The sequence below is a fragment of the Allobosea sp. NPDC055594 genome, assembly GCF_053618995.1.
The window spans coordinates 319,031-336,072 of sequence record NZ_JBSHIO010000003.1 but is presented as its reverse complement, the minus strand read 5'-3'; the positions used below and the strand labels follow the sequence as shown (position 1 = coordinate 336,072).

The following is a 17,042-nucleotide window of genomic DNA, read 5'->3' as shown; positions in this document are numbered from 1 at the left end:
CGCTACTGCGCCGGGTCGGGTTCGCGCTCGACCTTCGGCCTGGAGGCTGGGCGGAAGCGCTCGCGCAGCGACTGGAAGATGACGTAGAGCGCCGGGATCAGGAAGATGCCGATCACGGCCGCCGCGATCATGCCGCCGAAGACCGGCGTGCCGACATTGCGTCTGGCGAGCATCGAGGGCCCCTCCGCGATCACCAGCGGCAAGAGGCCGAGGATGAAGGCGAGCGAGGTCATCATCACTGGCCGGAAGCGCAGGCGCGCGCCCAGCGTCGCTGCGTCGAGGAGGGGAAGCCCCTTTTCGCGCTGCTCCTTGGCGAATTCGACGATCAGGATGCCGTTCTTGGCCGCAAGGCCGATCAGCACGACGATGCCGATCTGGGCATAGAGGTCGAGCGTCAGCCCGCCGATGACGATGCCGATGAAGGCGCCGAGCACGCCGACCGCGACCGAGAGCAGGACGGGCACGGGGATCGTCCAGCTCTCATAGAGCGCGACCAGGAAGAGATAGGCAAAGAGCAGGGCGAAAGCGAGGATCATCCCCGTCTGGCCCTCGGCCCGCTTCTCCTGGAAGGAGACGTCGGTCCAGTCGCCGCGATAGCCCGCCGGCAACGTCTTCGCCGCGACCTGCTCCATCGCCGCCAGCGCCTGGCCGGAGGAGACCCCCGGCGCCGGCGAGCCCTGTATCGTGACGGCGAGGCGGTTGTTGTAGCGGATCAGCGCCTGCGGCCCGACGATGATGCGTGCCTCGAGCAGGCTGCGCAGCGGGATCATGCTACCGTCGCGGCTGCGGACATTGATGCGGTAGATGTCGTCGATCGACTTGCGGTCTGCGCCATCGGCCTGGATCTGGACCTGCCAGGTGCGGCCGAAAAGATTGATGTCGTTGACATAGTAGCCGCCGAGCGAGGCCTGGAGCGATTGGAACAGTGTGCTCAGCTCGACGCCGAGAATCTGGACCTTGTCGCGGTCGATGTCGAGGAAGACCGAGGGCGTCGTGTCCGAGAAGGTCGAGAAGACGCGGCTCAGCTGCGGGTCCTGATTGGCGGCGATGGTCAGGCCGCGCAGCGTGCGGGCGAGCGCCTTGGGATCGGAGCCGCCCATGTCCTGCAGCACATAGGTGAAGCCGCCGCCGGTGCCGAGACCGACGATCGGTGGCGGCGCGATCGGCACCACGGCGCCGCCGCGTACCGCCCGCAGCTTCTGCGCGACGCGGGCGAGGACCGCGTTGGCACTCTGGTCGGCACCCTTGCGATCCGCGAAGGGTTTCAGCGTGACGAGGAAGAAACCGGCATTGGACTGCGAGTTCCCGTCGATGAAGTTCAGCCCGATGATGGTCGAGTAATCCTCGACCGTCGGCTCGGCCTTGAGGATCTTTTCGACCTCGGCGGCAACGGCCGCGGTGCGGCCGACCGAGGCGCCGTCGGGCAATTGGGCGACGACGAAGAAGGCGCCCTGGTCGTCCTCCGGCAGGAAGCCGGTCGGTGTGATGCGTCCCATGCCGTAGATCGCGGCGCCGAAGGCCGCGGTCAGCGCCAGGCTGATCAGCGAGATGCGCACCAGCCGGGCGACGAGGTCGCCATAGCGATCGCGCGTCCAGTCGATGCCGCGCATGACATGGCCGATCGGCCCGCGGCGCGGGCCGTGATGCGGCTTGAGCAGAACGCCGCAGAGCGCTGGCGACAGGGTCAGCGCATTGATCGCCGAGATCAGCATCGCGACTGCGACGGTGACGGCGAACTGGCGGAAGAGTTCGCCGGAAATGCCGGGGATGAAGGCGACGGGCACGAAGACCGAGAGCAGCACCAGCGTGATCGCGATGATCGGCGCCACGATCTCGCTCATGGCGCGCTTGGTCGCGTCGGCCGGCGAAAGCTCGGGATGCTCCTCCATCACGCGCTCGACATTCTCGACGACGACGATCGCGTCGTCGACGACGATGCCGATGGCGAGCACGACGGCGAGCAGCGAGACCGTGTTGGCGGAGTAGCCGATGGCGTTCAGCACGATGAAGGTGCCGATGAGGCTGACCGGGACGGCGAAGGTCGGGATCAGGGTGGCGCGGAAGCTGCCGAGGAAGAGGAAGACGACGATGATGACGAGGATGAACGCCTCGATCAGCGTCTTCTTGACCTCGTCGATGGTCGCCGTGACGAAGGCGGTCGGGTCGTAGGTCACCTTCCAGGCGAGGTCTTCCGGGAAATTGCGGGCGATGTCGCCGACGGTCTTCTTGACCGCATCGAGCGCCGCGATGGCGTTGGCGCCCGGCGACTGGTAGATGCCGATCAGCACGGCCGGGCCGCTGTTGAGGCGGGTCTCGCGGTCGAGATTGGCGGCACCGAGCTCGATGCGCGCGACATCGGAGAGCCGCAGCACCGACCCGTCCGGGTTGGTGCGCACCACGATCTTCTCGAATTCCTGCGGCGAGCTCAGCCTGCCCTTGGTCTGGATGTTGAGCTGAAGCTGCTGGTCGTCGGAGATCGGACGTGCGCCGATGCGGCCGACGGCGGCCTGGGTGTTCTGCGACTGGATGGCGTTGATGATGTCGCCGGTGGTCAGGCCGAGCCCGGTCAGGGCGTCGGTGCGGACCCAGGCGCGCATCGAATAGTCCTGCGCGCCGAACAGCGAGGCGTCGCCGACCCCCGGGGTCGAGCGGATCGCATCGAGCAGGTTGATGGTGGTGTAGTTCGAGACGAAGAGGTTGTCGTAGGTCTTCTTCGGCGAATAGACCGCGATGACGCCGAGTAGCGCCGAGGACTGCTTCTTCACCGTCACGCCGTTGCGCTTGACCTCCTCGGGCAGCTTCGACAGCGCGATCTGGACGCGATTGTTGACGTTGACGGTGTTGATGTCGGGATCGGTGCCGAGCTCGAACGAGATCTTCAGCGAATAGCTGCCGTCATTGCCGCTGACGCTCTTCATGTAGAGCATCTTGTCGGTGCCGACGATCTGGGCTTCGAGCGGTTGCGCCACGGTCGACTCGACCACGGCCGCCGATGCGCCGGGATAGGAGGTCGTCACCGAGACCTGGGGCGGCACGATGTCGGGATATTGCGCGACCGGAATCGCAAAGAGCGAGATCAGGCCGGCGATGACCGTGACGACCGCGATGACGATGGCCAGGCGCGGCCGGTCGACGAAGACGGAGGTGAACATGCCTCAGCTCCGGCCGGCCGGCGGCGCTGCGACAGGGGAGGCGAGAACCGGGGTGCCGGGCCGCAGGCCCTGGAGCCCCTCGACCACGATCTGCTCGCCACCATTCAACCCCTGGTCGACCACGACATAGGCGCCGGCTTCGGCCCCGATCTTCAGGCGTTTGACCACGGCCTTGCCGCCCTCGACCACGAAGACGTAAGCGCCTTGCTGGTCGGCGATCAGCGCCGCCTGGGGCACCAGGACCTTGTCCACGGGCTTGTCGGCATGGACGGCGACATTGACCAGGGTTCCGTCGATCAGCCGGCCTTTCGGATTGGGCACGACGGCGCGGACCAGGACGGTGTCGGTGGAGCGGTCGACCGAGACGTCGACGAAGTCGATCGTGCCCTGCTGGTCATAGGTCGAGCCGTCTGAAAAGCGCAGGGTGACCTTTGGTCCGGTCGCGCCGGCATCGACGCGATTATGGCCGAAGGTGACGAATTCGCGCTGACTGACCGGGAAGTTCACATACATCGGGTCTTCGCTGACGATCAGGGCCAGCGCGCCGCTGTCCGGCGAGACGACATTGCCCTTGGTCAGCTTGGTACGGCCGATCCGGCCGGCGATGGGCGAGGTGATCTCGGTGTAGCCGAGATTGATCTCCGCGGTCTTCAGATTGGCGGCGGCGGTGGTGGTCGAGCCCTTAGCAGCGGTCTCCTCGGCGACGCGCTGGTCGCGTACCGCGACCGAGCCTGCATTGGTCCGCAGCAGGTCCTCGGCACGCTGACGCTGGGCGGTGGCGTTCTGCAGCGTCCCCTCGGCGCTCTCGAGCGTGCCCTGCGCCTGCTGCACGGCTGCCTCGAACGGCGCTCTCTCGATGCGGAACAGCGGGGCGCCTTCCTTGACACTGTCGCCGTCGCGGAACAGGACGGCTTCCAGGAAACCGGTGACGCGGGCCCGGACCTCGACCCGGTTGATCGCCTCGATGCGGCCGACGAAATCGGCGGTGCGCTCGATCGGGCGCTTCTGCGCCGGGGTGGTACCGACCGGGATGGCCGCCGGCTGGGCGGGTTGAGCCTGCTGGGCGAGTGCGGGCCAGCAGGGGCCGAGCAGGGCAATGCCGGCGACGAGCAGGAAGGTCGCTCCATTCCGCGACCGGCGAGCCGGACTTTCCGCAAGTTGAGCGCGCATTTCCATGACTCCCGTAGGCATCGTCCGTATCCTGCCATGACGCGTATCATGACGCGACGGCACTGTGCGCGTTTTATTGATGCTGCGCTACGCCTACAAGATCATGACGGGCGCTGTCGCAGCGTCGGCCCGTCGGCAGGTCAGTTCTGGACGAAGGTCGTCGGCAGGGCGCGGACGGCGGGGCCGCTGAAGCCGCTGGTCTTGAGGTCGCTGGGGGCGGCGTTGCTGAAGCCGAGCGCGGCCGCTGGGCTCGGCCCCGCGACCCACCCCCTGGCGGCAGGGTCGGTCACCTTCGCCTTGGCGGTGGCGACGCCGGCGCGGCGCGGCGCGGCCGCCGGCTGGGCGACGGCAGCGAACAGCGAATCCAGACCGGAGCGATCGGCATCGTATTCGGCGGCCATCGGCGTCCGCGTCTCGGCCGCCGCGCCTTCGGCGACGCGTCGCGTCGCTTCGCCCGGCGCACGCGGACGGATCGGCGGCGGTGGATGCGAGACATTGACCAGGCGGGCGCCGGCAGGAGCCGCGTCCTCGGCCTCGGCGCGAGCGGGCTCCGGGGCGAGGTTCGCGAGAACGACCGGGCGGATCGGCGGCAAGGGCGCCGCGACAGGCCGGCCGGCCACGACAGCCTCGAGCACGGGAGGCGGCAGATCGCCGGGGCGGCGCGGCGGCAGCGAGGCGAGAATCAGCTTCTGCTCGGTCTGCGGCAAGGGCAATGCCGAGGCCTCGGCGGCCAATGCGGCGAGTTGCGGCGAGCCGGCGGGCGGTGGCGGCAGCGTCAGGCTGGCCGGTCGCGCGACCGGCAATGCGGTCGCGATCGCGCTGGGCTTGGGCGGTTCGGCCGGCGGTGGCGCAAGGGCGGCGAGCTGGGTCTCGGCCGGTGCGGCAGCGGGCGCCGCGGGAGCCGGTGCCGTGGCGCGGTTCGAGCGCTCGCGCATCAGGGCGCGGCCGGTCGGCTCGGCCTGGGCGGGCTGGGCATTGAAGACCGCGAAACGGCCGCCATCGCCACTGTTGCTGTCGCCGGCATAGGCCATGACGGTGGGTTGTGGCGTCGGTGCGCGGCGGGCCGCGGCGCGGCCGCGGCTCGGGCGGGCATCCGCCTCCTCGTCGTCGCCGCCGAAGAGTGCTGCCCAGAAACCCTTGCCGCCGCGGCCGGAAGCGATGATCGCGCCCTCGTCGAAATCGGTGGCGGCATAGCCCATCACCGAGCCGCCGCCGGAGAGGATCTCGGCCTTGGCGACCTCGTAGCCGCTGAGGGGCTTGCCGTCGGCCGGCAGATGCACGGTCTTTTCGTCCGGGAACAGACGCACCAGCTGGTCGCGCGTCATGCGTGGCCAGGAGCGCACCGAGCCGGCGTCGAGATGGATGAACGGGGTATGGGCGCCGGGGTAGAAGCCGACGCCGCCGCGTTGCAGCCGCATGCCGACCTCCCGGATCTTCACGGTCGGTGTGTCCGGCAGGTAGAAGTCCATCGCCTTGCCGACCATGTGCTGGCTGGACTTGGCGACCCCGCGCGAGCGCCGGCGCAGCATCGAATTGGTGCCGGGCGAGCGATAGGCGGACACGACGTGGAAGGGCTCTTCGGAGCCGACCTTGCGATGCACTTCCCAGGCGAGATCGAACAGGCGCGGATCCATCCGGATCGGCTCGTCGGTGCGCCAGTCGCGCATCGCCCAGTTCAGCTTCTCGAGCGCTGCGGAATCGTAGCGGCCATCACGCCTGAAGGTGACGGTCGTCTCCTCCTTGGTGTGCATGTGCTTGATGGTGATGGTGCGGGTATCGCCGTTGGCGACAGCATCTTGCGTGCCGCGGACCCCAATGCACAAGACGACCACGCTGGTCGCGACGAGCGCACCGGTATGCGCGAGGCGCCGCATGGGGCGCGTCAGCCGTCTCGTCGTCTCGGCTTTCGACCAGCTCACTCTCACCTGACCCGTCTCGAAGCGCCGGCGAGCCGGTGCGGTAAACGTGAAGGAACAGTTGCCGAGAAGGCTTAACGGGAGGTTACCGGCGGCACAACCATCCCGCCGGATTTTCGGCAAGTCCGCAGCTGGCTACCCACAGATCATGGCGAAACCGTGCCGCCGCCGCAATCTGGCCTCAGGAGAGCCGCTCGAGCGCGGTGCGGACCAGCCGGTGGAAGCCGTAGAGGTCCTCAAAGGTCGTGATCGCGCCGGCCTCGTTCACCACCAGCGTGTTGTAGACCAGATGGATCGGCAGCGGCTGCGGCAATCTGATCGTGCGCTCGCCGGAGCCGATCAGGCGCTTCAGCCGTTCGTTCGTCCATTCCGGGCCGAGCACGAGATCGGCGAGCGCGAACGGGTTCTCGACGCGCACGCAACCATGGCTGAGAGCGCGCTTGTTGCCGGCGAAGAGGCGCCGGTTCGGCGTGTCGTGCAGATAGACGGCATGGTCGTTCGGGAACATGAACTTGATCCAGCCGAGCGCGTTGCGCTCGCCCGGGGGTTGGCGCACCGAGATCGAATTGCCGCGGCGGGTGACGACATAGCCGCGCTTGGCGGCATAATCGGGATCGGCCTTGAGCCCGGGCAGGAACTCCTTCTTCAGGATCGAGGGCGGCACGTACCAGGACGGATTGACGACGACATATTCCATCTTGTGCGAGAAGATCGGTGTCGCGCTCTGCGGCTTGCCGACGATGACGCGGGTATCGTGCACGGGCTTGCCGTCATGGACCATGCGCATCCGGAATTCGGGGACGTTGACCATGACATGGCTGGCACCGAGATCGGCGGGCAGCCAGCGCCAGCGCTCCATCTGGGCGATGATGTCGTTTTCCAGGCGAGCGGCGGGCGGCGAGCCGAGCGCGGCGAGCGTCTGGTTGCTGAGCACGCCGTCGGCGCGCAGCCCGGCCTGCTTCTGGAATGCGGCGAGCGCGGTCGCGGTCGAGCGGTCGAAGACCGGTTCCTCGCTGGCGCCGAGGCCGAGGCGGGCGCGAACCAGCGGCACGCGCTGGTCGCGCATGCCGAGCCGCAGCGGCGGCCCGGCAGGGATGCGCACCGAAGGCACATCCTCGTCGTTGGAGCGCAGAGTGGCGAGCTTGGCCTTGAGCCGGCGATAGCCCTCGTGCTGCGGGTTGTACGCGGCGAGCACCGCGCCCGGGTCGGCGGCGCCGGCGAGCTCCGACAGCACCTCGGTGGCCGAGGGCAGGTCGAGCTCCGGGGTCAGCATCTTCGAGAGGCGGCGCGGATCGATGCGGCCGCCGCGCGCGTCGCGGGCATAGAGCACGGCGAGGGCCGAGAGCCTGACATCGGCCTCGGCGAGGCCGTCCTTGTCGCTGGCCTCGAAAGCCGGCACGGCATAGTCGGCGGGGCGCAAGCCGTCCTGGCCGGCGCGGGCGAGCTGGGCGACGAGCTGCTTGCCGGCGGGGCTCCAGCCCTTGCCCTCGATCCAGAACGGCCGATTCTCGTTGGCAGCGTAGGCGGCGAGGATGTCGGCGCGCTCACGCTGGGCGAGGCGCGGCACGGCGAGACCTTCCTCGGCACGCTGGGCGATGCGGGCGGCGAGCTCGAGCGCGCTCGGCAGCGACAACACGACTTCGGGCAAGGCCGGCGGCGCGATCTCGATCTGCGCCGGGAGCGCGGCCGGGGAGGGCGCGTCCGGCGCCGGCCTGGCGGTCAATGCGGGATCGACCGGCGGCAGCTCGGGAGCCGGGATGTCGAGCAGGAATATGCGGTCCTCAGGCTGCGGCGTCACCGAGATCGCTCCGGTGACGAGCTCGGTCGCATCGAGCCGGGCGGCGAGCTCAGGCTGCTCTTCGGCGGGGCCGGTTCGCAGGTCGAGCACCAGCTCGGGCGGGGCGGGAATGTCGAGCCTGAGCGGGGCCGCTTCGGGCAGCATCACCAGCGGAGCCGGCAGTTCCGGTAGCGGCAGGCGCGGCGCGGCGGCCTCGTGCGGGGCTTCCTGCGCGAGCGCGCCGACGATGCCGAGCGCGAGAGCCAGGATAGCGGCGGAGGCGGATTCCGCCAGAAGGCGACGGCGCATGCTGTGTCCCCGAATCGCTGCCGATCCACGCCGATACCTGCGTGAGGCAGCCTGTTTCGACTAGTGCCGCCCTGCAACAGCGGCGGCCATTCTGTCCGAAGCCGGCTCCGCCGGCCGCGGCGCTCGGTCCGGTTCCGGCTCGGCGGCGTCCACTCCAATCGGACCGGTCTCGCCTTCGATCAGCCCGTAATCCTTGAGCTTGCGATAGAGCGTCGAGCGGCCGATGCCGAGCTTCCGCGAGATCTCGGACATGTGGCCGCGATAATGGGCGAGCGCGAATTTGATGATCTCGCGTTCGAGCTCGTCGAGGCTGCGCATGTCGGAGCCGGCTACGAGGTCGAGCGCGTTGGGATCGCGCACCGGCACCTGGACGATGCGCGGCGGCGCATCCTCCTGGCGCGCGCCGGAAAGGGGAGGCGGGGCCGGCGGGATGCGGACGTCGAAGCCCTCCATCTGCGCGGCGATCTGCGGGAACTCGGCGATGGTCAGCTCGTCGCCATCGGCCAGGACCACGGCGCGGAACATGGCGTTCTCGAGCTGGCGGACATTGCCCGGCCAGTCGTAGCGGCCAAGCAGCCCGAGCGCCTCGCTGCTGATGCCGCGCAGCTTCTTGCCCTCTTCGGCGGAGAAGCGGGCGAGGAAGCCGCGGGCGAGGTCGGCGACATCCTCGCGGCGCTGGCGCAGCGGCGGCAGGGTGATGGGGAAGACGTTGAGGCGGTAATACAAGTCCTCGCGGAACTCGCCGCGCTTGACCTGATCGAGCAGGCTCTTGTTGGTCGCCGAGATGATGCGGATGTCGACGCGCACCGATTTCTTGCCGCCGACCGGGTCGACCTCGCCCTCCTGGATGGCGCGCAGCAGCTTGACCTGGGCATCGAGCGGCAGTTCGCCGACCTCGTCGAGGAAGAGCGTGCCGCCATTGGCCTCGACGAATTTGCCGACATGGCGCTCGGTGGCACCGGTGAAGGCGCCCTTCTCGTGGCCAAAGAGGATGGATTCGACGAGGTTGTGCGGGATCGCTCCGCAATTGACGGTGACGAAGGGCTTGCCGCGGCGGTCGCTGGAGCCCTGGATGGCGCGGGCGAGCACTTCCTTGCCGACGCCGGATTCGCCTTCGACGAGCACCGGAATGTTCGATTTGGCAGCGCGCTCGGCGAGCTGCACGACCCGGCTCATATCCGGGCTCTTGCTGGCGAGGTCGCGGAAGCCGAGCTGGCCGGCGGAGCGCCGCTTCATGTAGCGGATCTCATGCTCGAGCGCACCGAGCTTGAGCGCGTTCTTGAGCGAGACCTGCAGGCGCTCGGCTCCGACCGGCTTGACCACGAAGTCGACCGCCCCCGCCCGCATCGCGGAAACCACGGTCTCGATCGATCCGTTCGCGGTCTGGACGATCACCGGCGTCGCGATGCCGCGCTCGCGCAGCGCGGCGAGCACCGCCATGCCGTCGCGGCCGGGCATGACGAGGTCTAGTACCAGGCAGTCGATATGCTGCGATTCGTCGCCGAGCAGAGCGAGCGCCTGCTCACCGCCCTCAGCCGTCAGGACGTCATGGCCGAAACGCTTGAGCATCGCGTCGAGCAGCCGGCGCTGGACGGGATCGTCGTCGACGACGAGGACGGTGGCGGACATGGACCCTCGATCGGCCAGGGGCTTGCAGGCGGAAGCGCTGTTCCGTTTCGGGGCAATCTCGGCCAGAAGGGTTAAGTCGTGATTAAGACAGCGACACCGTTCGCGCTCAGGGGCGCGTGCGGGTCCGTGCTTCAGGTGCGGTGAAGGCGCGCCTGTAGCGGCGGCTATGCGAGGTGCCGCGCTGCGGCACTTCGGGCGTGCCTTCCGCAAGGCCGGCGACCTCGACCCGGTCGCGGCCCTTGCGCTTGGCCCGGTAGAGCGCCGCGTCGGCACGCTCGATCACGGCTTCCAGCTCCTCCTCGCCGGCCGTTTCGGCGACGCCGATGCTGACCGTCACCGGGCCTTGCAGCGGGCGGATGGCGCGCGAGCGACGCGCATAGTCGGCCCGGATCGCCTCGGCCATGGCGAGCGCCGGCTCGAGTGGCGTGCCGGGCAGGAGGGCGACGAACTCCTCGCCGCCGAGACGGCCGAGAATCGCGCCGTTCCCATCCGCCGCTTCGGCCAGGACGTTGGCCAGCTCCTTGATGACGAGATCACCGGTGGCGTGGCCATAGACGTCATTGACCTGCTTGAAGGCGTCGATGTCGCAGAGCAGGAGCGTCGCCGGCGCTTCGCGGCAGGTTGCGGCCAGCGCGGTCTCGGCGGCGGTGAAGAAGCCGCGGCGATTGCCGATGCCGGTGAGCGGGTCGGTCAGCGACTGCGCGGTCGCCTCGGCCATCAGGTCGCTCGTCGCCCTGAGCAGGAAGAGGGCGGCCATGGCGCACCAGCTCAGCATGGCGAAAATCCGGAAGCTTACGCCCCAGAAGGCGCTCGTCACTTCCGCCTCGCTCTCGATCGGCCCCTCCAGCACGAAGGCGAGGGCGGGACGGACGACGAGGATGGCGGCCGTCAGCACAAAGACCAGGCCGGTCAACCGGTCGATCCTGTCGCGGTCCGGCGCGCGCGCGATCGCGCACGCCGCGATCAGGAAGATCAGGGCGGCTCCGATGCTGGCGATGGTGCCGCGCCAGAAGACGCTCGGGCTCACGAGGCCGAACCAGATTCCGGCGAGGACGGTGGCGAGCAGGATCGGCAAGGTGAGGCGGTCGGCCGGCCGGCCGGCATGCAGAATCAGGGCGCCGCGTGCCGCGAAGAAGGCGACACCGACCAGAAAGGCGTTGGCGATCAGGGAGAAGGGCGCGGCGTTCTCGGTGACGAGGCGCGCCAGGCTGATCGCGGAGCCAAGGACAGCGCAAGCATAGGCCAAGGACCAGTTGAGCACATGCCGGTGCTCCCTTTGCTTCAGCCAGAGGGAATAAAGGGTCGCGCAGAGCACCGCGGCAATGACGGGCAGAATCGCGGTCAGAAGATAGGCGTGGTCCATTCCACCATTCCGCGGTCGGCGCGCGCTCGCAGAGGCCGGTCTCGACCCTGGGTAGTGGCAGACCTTACGGAAAGTCAACGTCTTCAGTTCGCGCGAATGCCCTGCATGCACAAGCGGCTGGAGCGAGGCGCGGCACGATTGCGGCGCTGCGCAACGTTGATCGCGCGGTCTTGTCCGCGCATATGGGAGGGAACGGTTTCGCCAGAAAGGTGCCTTTGACATGACGACAGCCTTCGCCGGGACGACCGCCGCCAATGTCGCAAGGAGCCCTGCCGGCCGCGCCGACAAGGCGGCCAAGGCGCTGGGCGTCCTGCCGGAATGGGATCTGACGCATCTCTATCCGGCGATGGACGCGCCGGAATTCGCCGCCGATCTCGAGAAAGCCCTGGCCGAGGCGCGCAGCTTCGCGGCCCTCTACCGCGGCAAGCTCGCGATGCTGGCGGCGCGCGCCGACGCCAGTACGGTGTTGGCGGAAGCGGTTGCTGCTTATGAGAAGCTCGAAGACCTCGTCGGCAAGATCATGTCCTATGCCGGGCTGGTCTATTCCGGCGATACCACCGACCCGCAGCGCGCCAAATTCTATGGCGACACGCAGGACAAGGTCACGGCGATCTCGACGGAGCTCTTGTTCTTCGGGCTGGAGCTCAACCGGATCGACGAGGCCACCCTGGCCAAGGCGGCGGCACAGGCGCCGCTCAGCCATTGGAAGCCGTGGATCGAGGACCTCGCCAAGGACAAGCCGCATCAGCTCGAGGACCGGATCGAGGAGCTGTTCCACGAGAAGTCGGTGACCGGCCACGGCGCCTGGAACCGGCTTTTCGACGAGACCATCGCCTCGCTGCGCTTCAAGGCCGGCGGCGAGGAACTGACGCTCGAACTGACGCTGAACCGCCTGCAGGACGCCGATGGGGCGGTCCGTAAGGAGGCGGCGGAGGCGCTCGGAACGGTGTTCCGCCAGCATCTGCGGACCTTTGGCCTGATCACCAACACCCTCGCCAAGGACAAGGAGATCTCCGATCGCTGGCGCAAATTCGAGGATGTCGCCGATTCCCGGCATCTGGCGAACCGGGTCGAGCGCGAGGTGGTTGATGCGCTGGTCGCGGCGGTGCGCGATGCCTATCCGCGCCTGTCGCATCGCTATTACAGGCTGAAGGCACGCTGGTTCGGGCGCGAGGCGCTCGATTACTGGGACCGCAACGCGCCGCTGCCACGCGTCGAGCAGCGCACGATCCCGTGGAACGAGGCGCGCGACACCGTGCTGTCCGCCTATGGCGATTTCTCGCCGGAGATGGCCGGCATCGCCCGGCGCTTCTTCGATGAGCGCTGGATTGATGCGCCGGCGCGGCCCGGCAAGGCGCCGGGCGCCTTTGCCCATCCCACCGTGCCCTCCGCGCACCCCTATGTGCTGGTCAACTATCAGGGCAAGCCGCGCGACGTGATGACCCTCGCCCATGAGCTCGGCCATGGCGTGCACCAGGTGCTGGCCGGGCCAAACGGCGCGTTGATGGCGCCGACGCCGCTGACGCTGGCCGAGACGGCGAGCGTCTTCGGGGAGATGCTGACCTTCCGCAAGCTGCTCAACGAGACGGTCGACGCCAAGCAGCGCAAGGCGATGCTCGCCGCCAAGGTCGAGGACATGATCAACACGGTCGTGCGCCAGATCGCCTTCTACTCCTTCGAGCGGAAGGTCCACGAAGCCCGCCGCTCGGGCGAGCTGACGGCGGAAAATCTCTGCGAACTGTGGATGAGCGTGCAGTCGGAGAGCCTCGGTCCCGCGATCAGGCTCGGCCCGGGCTACGAGACCTTCTGGGCCTATATCCCGCACTTCATCCACTCGCCCTTCTACGTCTACGCCTATGCCTTCGGCGATTGCCTGGTGAACTCGCTCTACGGCGTCTACCAGAACTCGGCGGAGGGCTTTCAGCAGCGCTATTTCGCGTTGCTCTCGGCCGGCGGCACCAAGCATCATTCCGAACTGCTCAAGCCGTTCGGCCTCGACGCCCGCGATCCGGCCTTCTGGCAGATCGGCCTCAACATGATCGAGGGGCTGATCATCGAGCTCGAGGGCATGGAATAAGCGAGGGGGTGCGCAGGTGAGCTCCCAGGTCTTCGACCGCGCGCTCTATCGGCGTCGCCTCGCGGCGGCGCTCGCGGACGGCTATCCCGATTTCCTGCTGGCGCGCTGCGCCGATGATCTCGCGGAGCGGCTTTCTGCGGTGCTGCGGCGCTTCGCGGTCGCCGCCGATCTCGGCTCGGCCCTGCCGCTGGCGGCACCGGTGCTGCGGCAGAAGGCGGACGGGGTGCTGCGGCTGGCGGAAGTGGCCGGCGCTGGCGCCGACATCGTCGGCGATCTCGAGGCGCTGCCCTTCGCCGCCGCCGCGCTCGACCTTTCCGCCTCGCTGCTCGCCCTGCAGGCGGTCAACGACCTGCCCGGCGCGTTGCTCCAGATCAGGCGCAGCCTTCGGCCGGACGGGCTGTTCATCGGCTGCCTGCTCGCCGGGCAGAGCCTGACCGAACTGCGCCAGTCACTACTCGCCGCCGAGGTCGAGGTGAGCGGCGGGGCGAGCCCGCGGGTCGCGCCCTTCGCCGATCTGCGCGATCTCGGTAGCCTGTTGCAGCGGGCCGGCTTTGCCCTGCCGGTCGTCGACAGCGAGCTCGTCACCGTGCGCTATGGCGATCTGTTCGGCCTGCTGCGCGACCTGCGCGCCATGGGCTGGGCCAATACGCTGCTGGAGCGCAGCCGCAAGCCGCTGCGACGGGCCGTGCTGCTGCGTGCTGCCGAGCTCTATGCTGAGCGCTTTGCCGATCCGGATGGCAGGCTGCGGGCGAGTTTCGAGATCGTCTGGCTCTCGGGCTGGGCGCCGCATGAGAGCCAACAGAAGCCGCTCCGGCCGGGTTCGGCCAAGGCGCGGCTGGCGGATGCGCTCGGCGTGACGGAGGTCGGTACCGGCGAGAAGCCGGGCGGAGAGGGGCAGGGATGAGCGACAAGCCGGTACGACTGAAGCGGGCCGATTTCCGGCTGTTCCGCACGATCCCGACGCGCTGGGCCGATAATGACGTCTTCGGCCACGTCAACAATGTCGTCTACTACAACTGGTTCGACACGGTGGTGAACGCCTGGCTGATCGAGCAGGGCTTCCTCGACGTGAAGGAGAGCCCGGTCGTCGGCCTCGTGGTCGGCACGCGCTGCGATTATTTCGAGAGCGTTGCCTTCCCCGAGACGGTCGAGGGCGCGCTCGCGGTCGAAAGGCTCGGCCGCTCCTCGGTGACCTACCGCCTCGGCATCTTCCGCGAAGGTGCGCAGGAGACGGCGGCGCAGGGCCTGTTCACCCATGTCTATGTCGAGCGCGCCGCACAGAAGCCGGTGCCGATCCCGGAAGGGCTGCGTGAGGCGCTGGCGGGACTGAGCATCTGAAATCTGGCCCGGAAAAGTTGTTTCTCCGCCGGCTTCGGGCTATGCCCCGCCCTGAATGAGCGCTCCGCTCGCCCCGTCCGTCAGGAACAGGTCGCGTGATTCCCAACGACATCAAGATCACCCCCCAGCTGGTCGCCGAGCACGGGCTCAAGCCCGACGAGTACCAGCGCTTCCTGCATCTGATCGGGCGCGAGCCGACGATCACCGAGCTCGGCATCGTCTCGGCGATGTGGAACGAGCACTGCTCGTACAAATCCTCGAAGATCCATCTGAAGACGCTGCCGACCAAGGCGCCCTGGGTGATCCAGGGCCCGGGCGAGAACGCTGGCGTGATCGATATCGGCGACGGGCTCGCCGTGGTCTTCAAGATGGAGAGCCACAACCACCCGTCCTTCATCGAGCCCTATCAGGGCGCGACCACCGGCGTCGGCGGCATCCTGCGCGACGTCTTCACCATGGGCGCGCGTCCGATCGCGGTGCTCGACGCGCTGCGCTTCGGTGACCCGTCGCATCCGAAGACCCGCCATCTGGTCTCCGGCGTCGTCGCCGGCATCGGCGGCTACGGCAACTCCTTCGGCGTGCCGAATGTCGGCGGCGCCACCGGTTTCCATCGCCGCTATGACGGCAACATCCTGGTCAACGCCATGGCGGTCGGCCTCGCCCGTGCCGACGAGATCTTCTACGCCAAGGCGTCCGGCGTCGGTAAGGCGATCGTCTATCTCGGCTCGAAGACCGGGCGCGACGGCATCCATGGCGCGACCATGGCCTCGGCCGCCTTCGACGAGGGTGCCGAGGAGAAGCGCCCGACCGTGCAGGTCGGAGACCCCTTCGCCGAGAAGCTGCTGCTCGAAGCCTGCCTCGAGATCATGGCCGCCGGCCATGTCGACGCGATCCAGGACATGGGCGCAGCCGGCCTGACCTGCTCGGCCGTCGAGATGGGCGCCAAGGGTGATCTCGGCGTCGAACTCGACCTCGATTCCGTGCCCTGCCGCGAGGAGCGGATGAGCGCCTATGAGATGATGCTCTCGGAAAGCCAGGAGCGCATGCTCATGGTGATCAAGCCCGGCCATGAGCAGCCGGCCGAGGCGATCTTCCGCAAATGGGGCCTCGACTTCGCCGTCGTCGGCAAGACCACCGACACGCTGCGCTTCGTCGTCAAGCACCAGGGCGAGACGATGGCCAATCTGCCGATCAAGGAGCTCGGCGATGAGGCGCCGGAATATGATCGGCCTTGGATCGAGACGCCGAAGCGGCCGGTGGTCGAGGCGGCGAGCGTTGCCCAGCCGATGGCGAATGCCGAAGCCCTGCTCAAGCTGGTCGGCTCGCCCGATCTCTGCTCGAAGCGCTGGATCTGGGAGCAATACGACACGCTGATTCTCGGCAATTCTGCGGTGACGCCGGGTGGCGACGCCGGCATCGTGCGGGTCGAGGACGGGCCGAAGGGCCTCGCCATGACCGCCGATGTGACGCCGCGCTATTGCGAGGCCGACCCGTTCGAGGGCGGCAAGCAGGCCGTCGCCGAAGCCTGGCGCAATCTGACCGCGGTCGGCGCCCTGCCGCTTGCCGTCACCGACAATCTCAACTTCGGCAATCCCGAGCGGCCCGAGGTGATGGGCCAGCTCGTCGGCTGCATCAAGGGCATCGGCGAGGCCTGCCGCGCGCTCGATTTCCCGGTCGTCTCCGGCAATGTCTCGCTCTACAACGAGACCAATGGCGTCTCGATCCTGCCGACTCCGACGATCGGCGGCGTCGGCGTCCTCGCCGATGTGACCAAGCATGCGACCGTCGGCTTCAAGGCCGAGGGCGAGGCGATCATCCTGATCGGCGAGACCGACGGCTGGCTCGGCCAGAGCGCCTATCTCGCGACGATCTGCGGCCGCGAAGAGGGCGCGCCGCCGCCGGTCGATCTTGCCATCGAGCGGCGCAATGGCGATTTCGTCCGCCCGCTGGTCACGGCCGGCCGCGTCAGCGCCTGCCATGACCTCTCGGATGGCGGACTTGCGGTCGCGCTCGCCGAGATGGCGATGGCGAAGGGTGTCGGCGCCAAGGTCGCGGCCCTGCCGGCCGGTCCCGCCCATGCGGTGCTGTTCGGCGAGGATCAGGGCCGCTATCTCGTCACGGTGCCGGCCGGTGCCGCAGAGGCGCTCATCGCCGAGGCAAAAGCGGCGGGCGTTCCGGCGCAGCTGATCGGGCAGACCGGCGGCGCCGATCTTGCCCTGCCGGGCGAGGCCGCCGTTTCGATCGTGGCTCTGCGCAAGGCGCATGAGAGCTGGCTGCCGGACTACATGGCCGGCAAGGCTGCCTGAGGAGA

At 68.4% G+C, this 17,042-nt stretch carries 10 protein-coding genes; 4 read left to right on the top strand and 6 right to left on the bottom strand.

Annotated elements, in window-relative coordinates; genetic code table 11:
- Nucleotides 1-2: 2 nt before the first annotated feature.
- The 6 genes from ACWGRX_RS08720 to ACWGRX_RS08695 all read right to left on the bottom strand — a co-directional run bounded on the left by ACWGRX_RS08720 (nt 3) and on the right by ACWGRX_RS08695 (nt 11,316).
- The gene (locus ACWGRX_RS08720) at nt 3-3,152 is read right to left on the bottom strand and encodes an efflux RND transporter permease subunit (protein WP_452117222.1); all 3,150 of its coding nucleotides are present in this window, start codon (nt 3,150-3,152) and stop codon (nt 3-5) included.
- 3 nt (nt 3,153-3,155) lie between these two features.
- Nucleotides 3,156-4,322: an efflux RND transporter periplasmic adaptor subunit gene (locus ACWGRX_RS08715; protein ID WP_452117221.1), complete on the bottom strand. Its 1,167-nt coding sequence runs from the start codon at nt 4,320-4,322 to the stop codon at nt 3,156-3,158.
- 140 nt (nt 4,323-4,462) lie between these two features.
- Complete coding sequence (locus ACWGRX_RS08710) at nt 4,463-6,196, bottom strand: peptidoglycan L,D-endopeptidase MepK (protein WP_452117220.1); 1,734 nt, start codon at nt 6,194-6,196, stop codon at nt 4,463-4,465.
- Between the two features lie 223 nt (nt 6,197-6,419).
- On the bottom strand, nt 6,420-8,324 hold the full coding sequence (locus tag ACWGRX_RS08705; protein ID WP_452117219.1) for a L,D-transpeptidase family protein: 1,905 nt from the start codon (nt 8,322-8,324) through the stop codon (nt 6,420-6,422).
- Between the two features lie 60 nt (nt 8,325-8,384).
- Entirely contained in the window at nt 8,385-9,953 is a 1,569-nt protein-coding gene (locus tag ACWGRX_RS08700; protein ID WP_452117218.1) for a sigma-54-dependent transcriptional regulator, read from the bottom strand.
- Between the two features lie 106 nt (nt 9,954-10,059).
- Nucleotides 10,060-11,316: a GGDEF domain-containing protein gene (locus ACWGRX_RS08695; RefSeq protein WP_452117217.1), complete on the bottom strand. Its 1,257-nt coding sequence runs from the start codon at nt 11,314-11,316 to the stop codon at nt 10,060-10,062.
- A gap of 220 nt (nt 11,317-11,536) precedes the next feature.
- Here ACWGRX_RS08695 and ACWGRX_RS08690 point away from each other — a divergent pair, with 220 nt between their 5' ends.
- The 4 genes from ACWGRX_RS08690 to purL all read left to right on the top strand — a co-directional run bounded on the left by ACWGRX_RS08690 (nt 11,537) and on the right by purL (nt 17,037).
- Nucleotides 11,537-13,393, top strand: a complete 1,857-nt coding sequence (locus tag ACWGRX_RS08690) for a M3 family oligoendopeptidase (protein ID WP_452117216.1) — start codon at nt 11,537-11,539, stop codon at nt 13,391-13,393.
- Nucleotides 13,394-13,409: 16 nt separating this feature from the next.
- Nucleotides 13,410-14,297, top strand: a complete 888-nt coding sequence (locus ACWGRX_RS08685) for a methyltransferase domain-containing protein (protein WP_452117215.1) — start codon at nt 13,410-13,412, stop codon at nt 14,295-14,297.
- A complete protein-coding gene (locus ACWGRX_RS08680; protein ID WP_452117214.1) occupies nt 14,294-14,731 on the top strand; it encodes an acyl-CoA thioesterase in 438 nt (145 codons plus the stop codon). Before ACWGRX_RS08685 ends, ACWGRX_RS08680 begins: the two co-directional genes overlap by 4 nt.
- A gap of 95 nt (nt 14,732-14,826) precedes the next feature.
- On the top strand, nt 14,827-17,037 hold the full coding sequence (purL, locus tag ACWGRX_RS08675; RefSeq protein WP_452117213.1) for a phosphoribosylformylglycinamidine synthase subunit PurL: 2,211 nt from the start codon (nt 14,827-14,829) through the stop codon (nt 17,035-17,037).
- The last annotated feature ends 5 nt before the right edge of the window (nt 17,038-17,042 follow it).

What these genes read in the sequence shown, in the direction of transcription:
- ACWGRX_RS08700 (WP_452117218.1), bottom strand. Translation starts at nt 9,953, where the DNA reads ATGTCCGCCACCGTCCTCGTCGTCGACGACGATCCCGTCCAGCGCCGG.
- ACWGRX_RS08720 (WP_452117222.1), bottom strand. Translation starts at nt 3,152, where the DNA reads ATGTTCACCTCCGTCTTCGTCGACCGGCCGCGCCTGGCCATCGTCATC.
- ACWGRX_RS08710 (WP_452117220.1), bottom strand. Translation starts at nt 6,196, where the DNA reads ATGCGGCGCCTCGCGCATACCGGTGCGCTCGTCGCGACCAGCGTGGTC.
- ACWGRX_RS08690 (WP_452117216.1), top strand. Translation starts at nt 11,537, where the DNA reads ATGACGACAGCCTTCGCCGGGACGACCGCCGCCAATGTCGCAAGGAGC.
- ACWGRX_RS08705 (WP_452117219.1), bottom strand. Translation starts at nt 8,324, where the DNA reads ATGCGCCGTCGCCTTCTGGCGGAATCCGCCTCCGCCGCTATCCTGGCT.
- ACWGRX_RS08695 (WP_452117217.1), bottom strand. Translation starts at nt 11,316, where the DNA reads ATGGACCACGCCTATCTTCTGACCGCGATTCTGCCCGTCATTGCCGCG.
- ACWGRX_RS08680 (WP_452117214.1), top strand. Translation starts at nt 14,294, where the DNA reads ATGAGCGACAAGCCGGTACGACTGAAGCGGGCCGATTTCCGGCTGTTC.
- ACWGRX_RS08715 (WP_452117221.1), bottom strand. Translation starts at nt 4,322, where the DNA reads ATGCGCGCTCAACTTGCGGAAAGTCCGGCTCGCCGGTCGCGGAATGGA.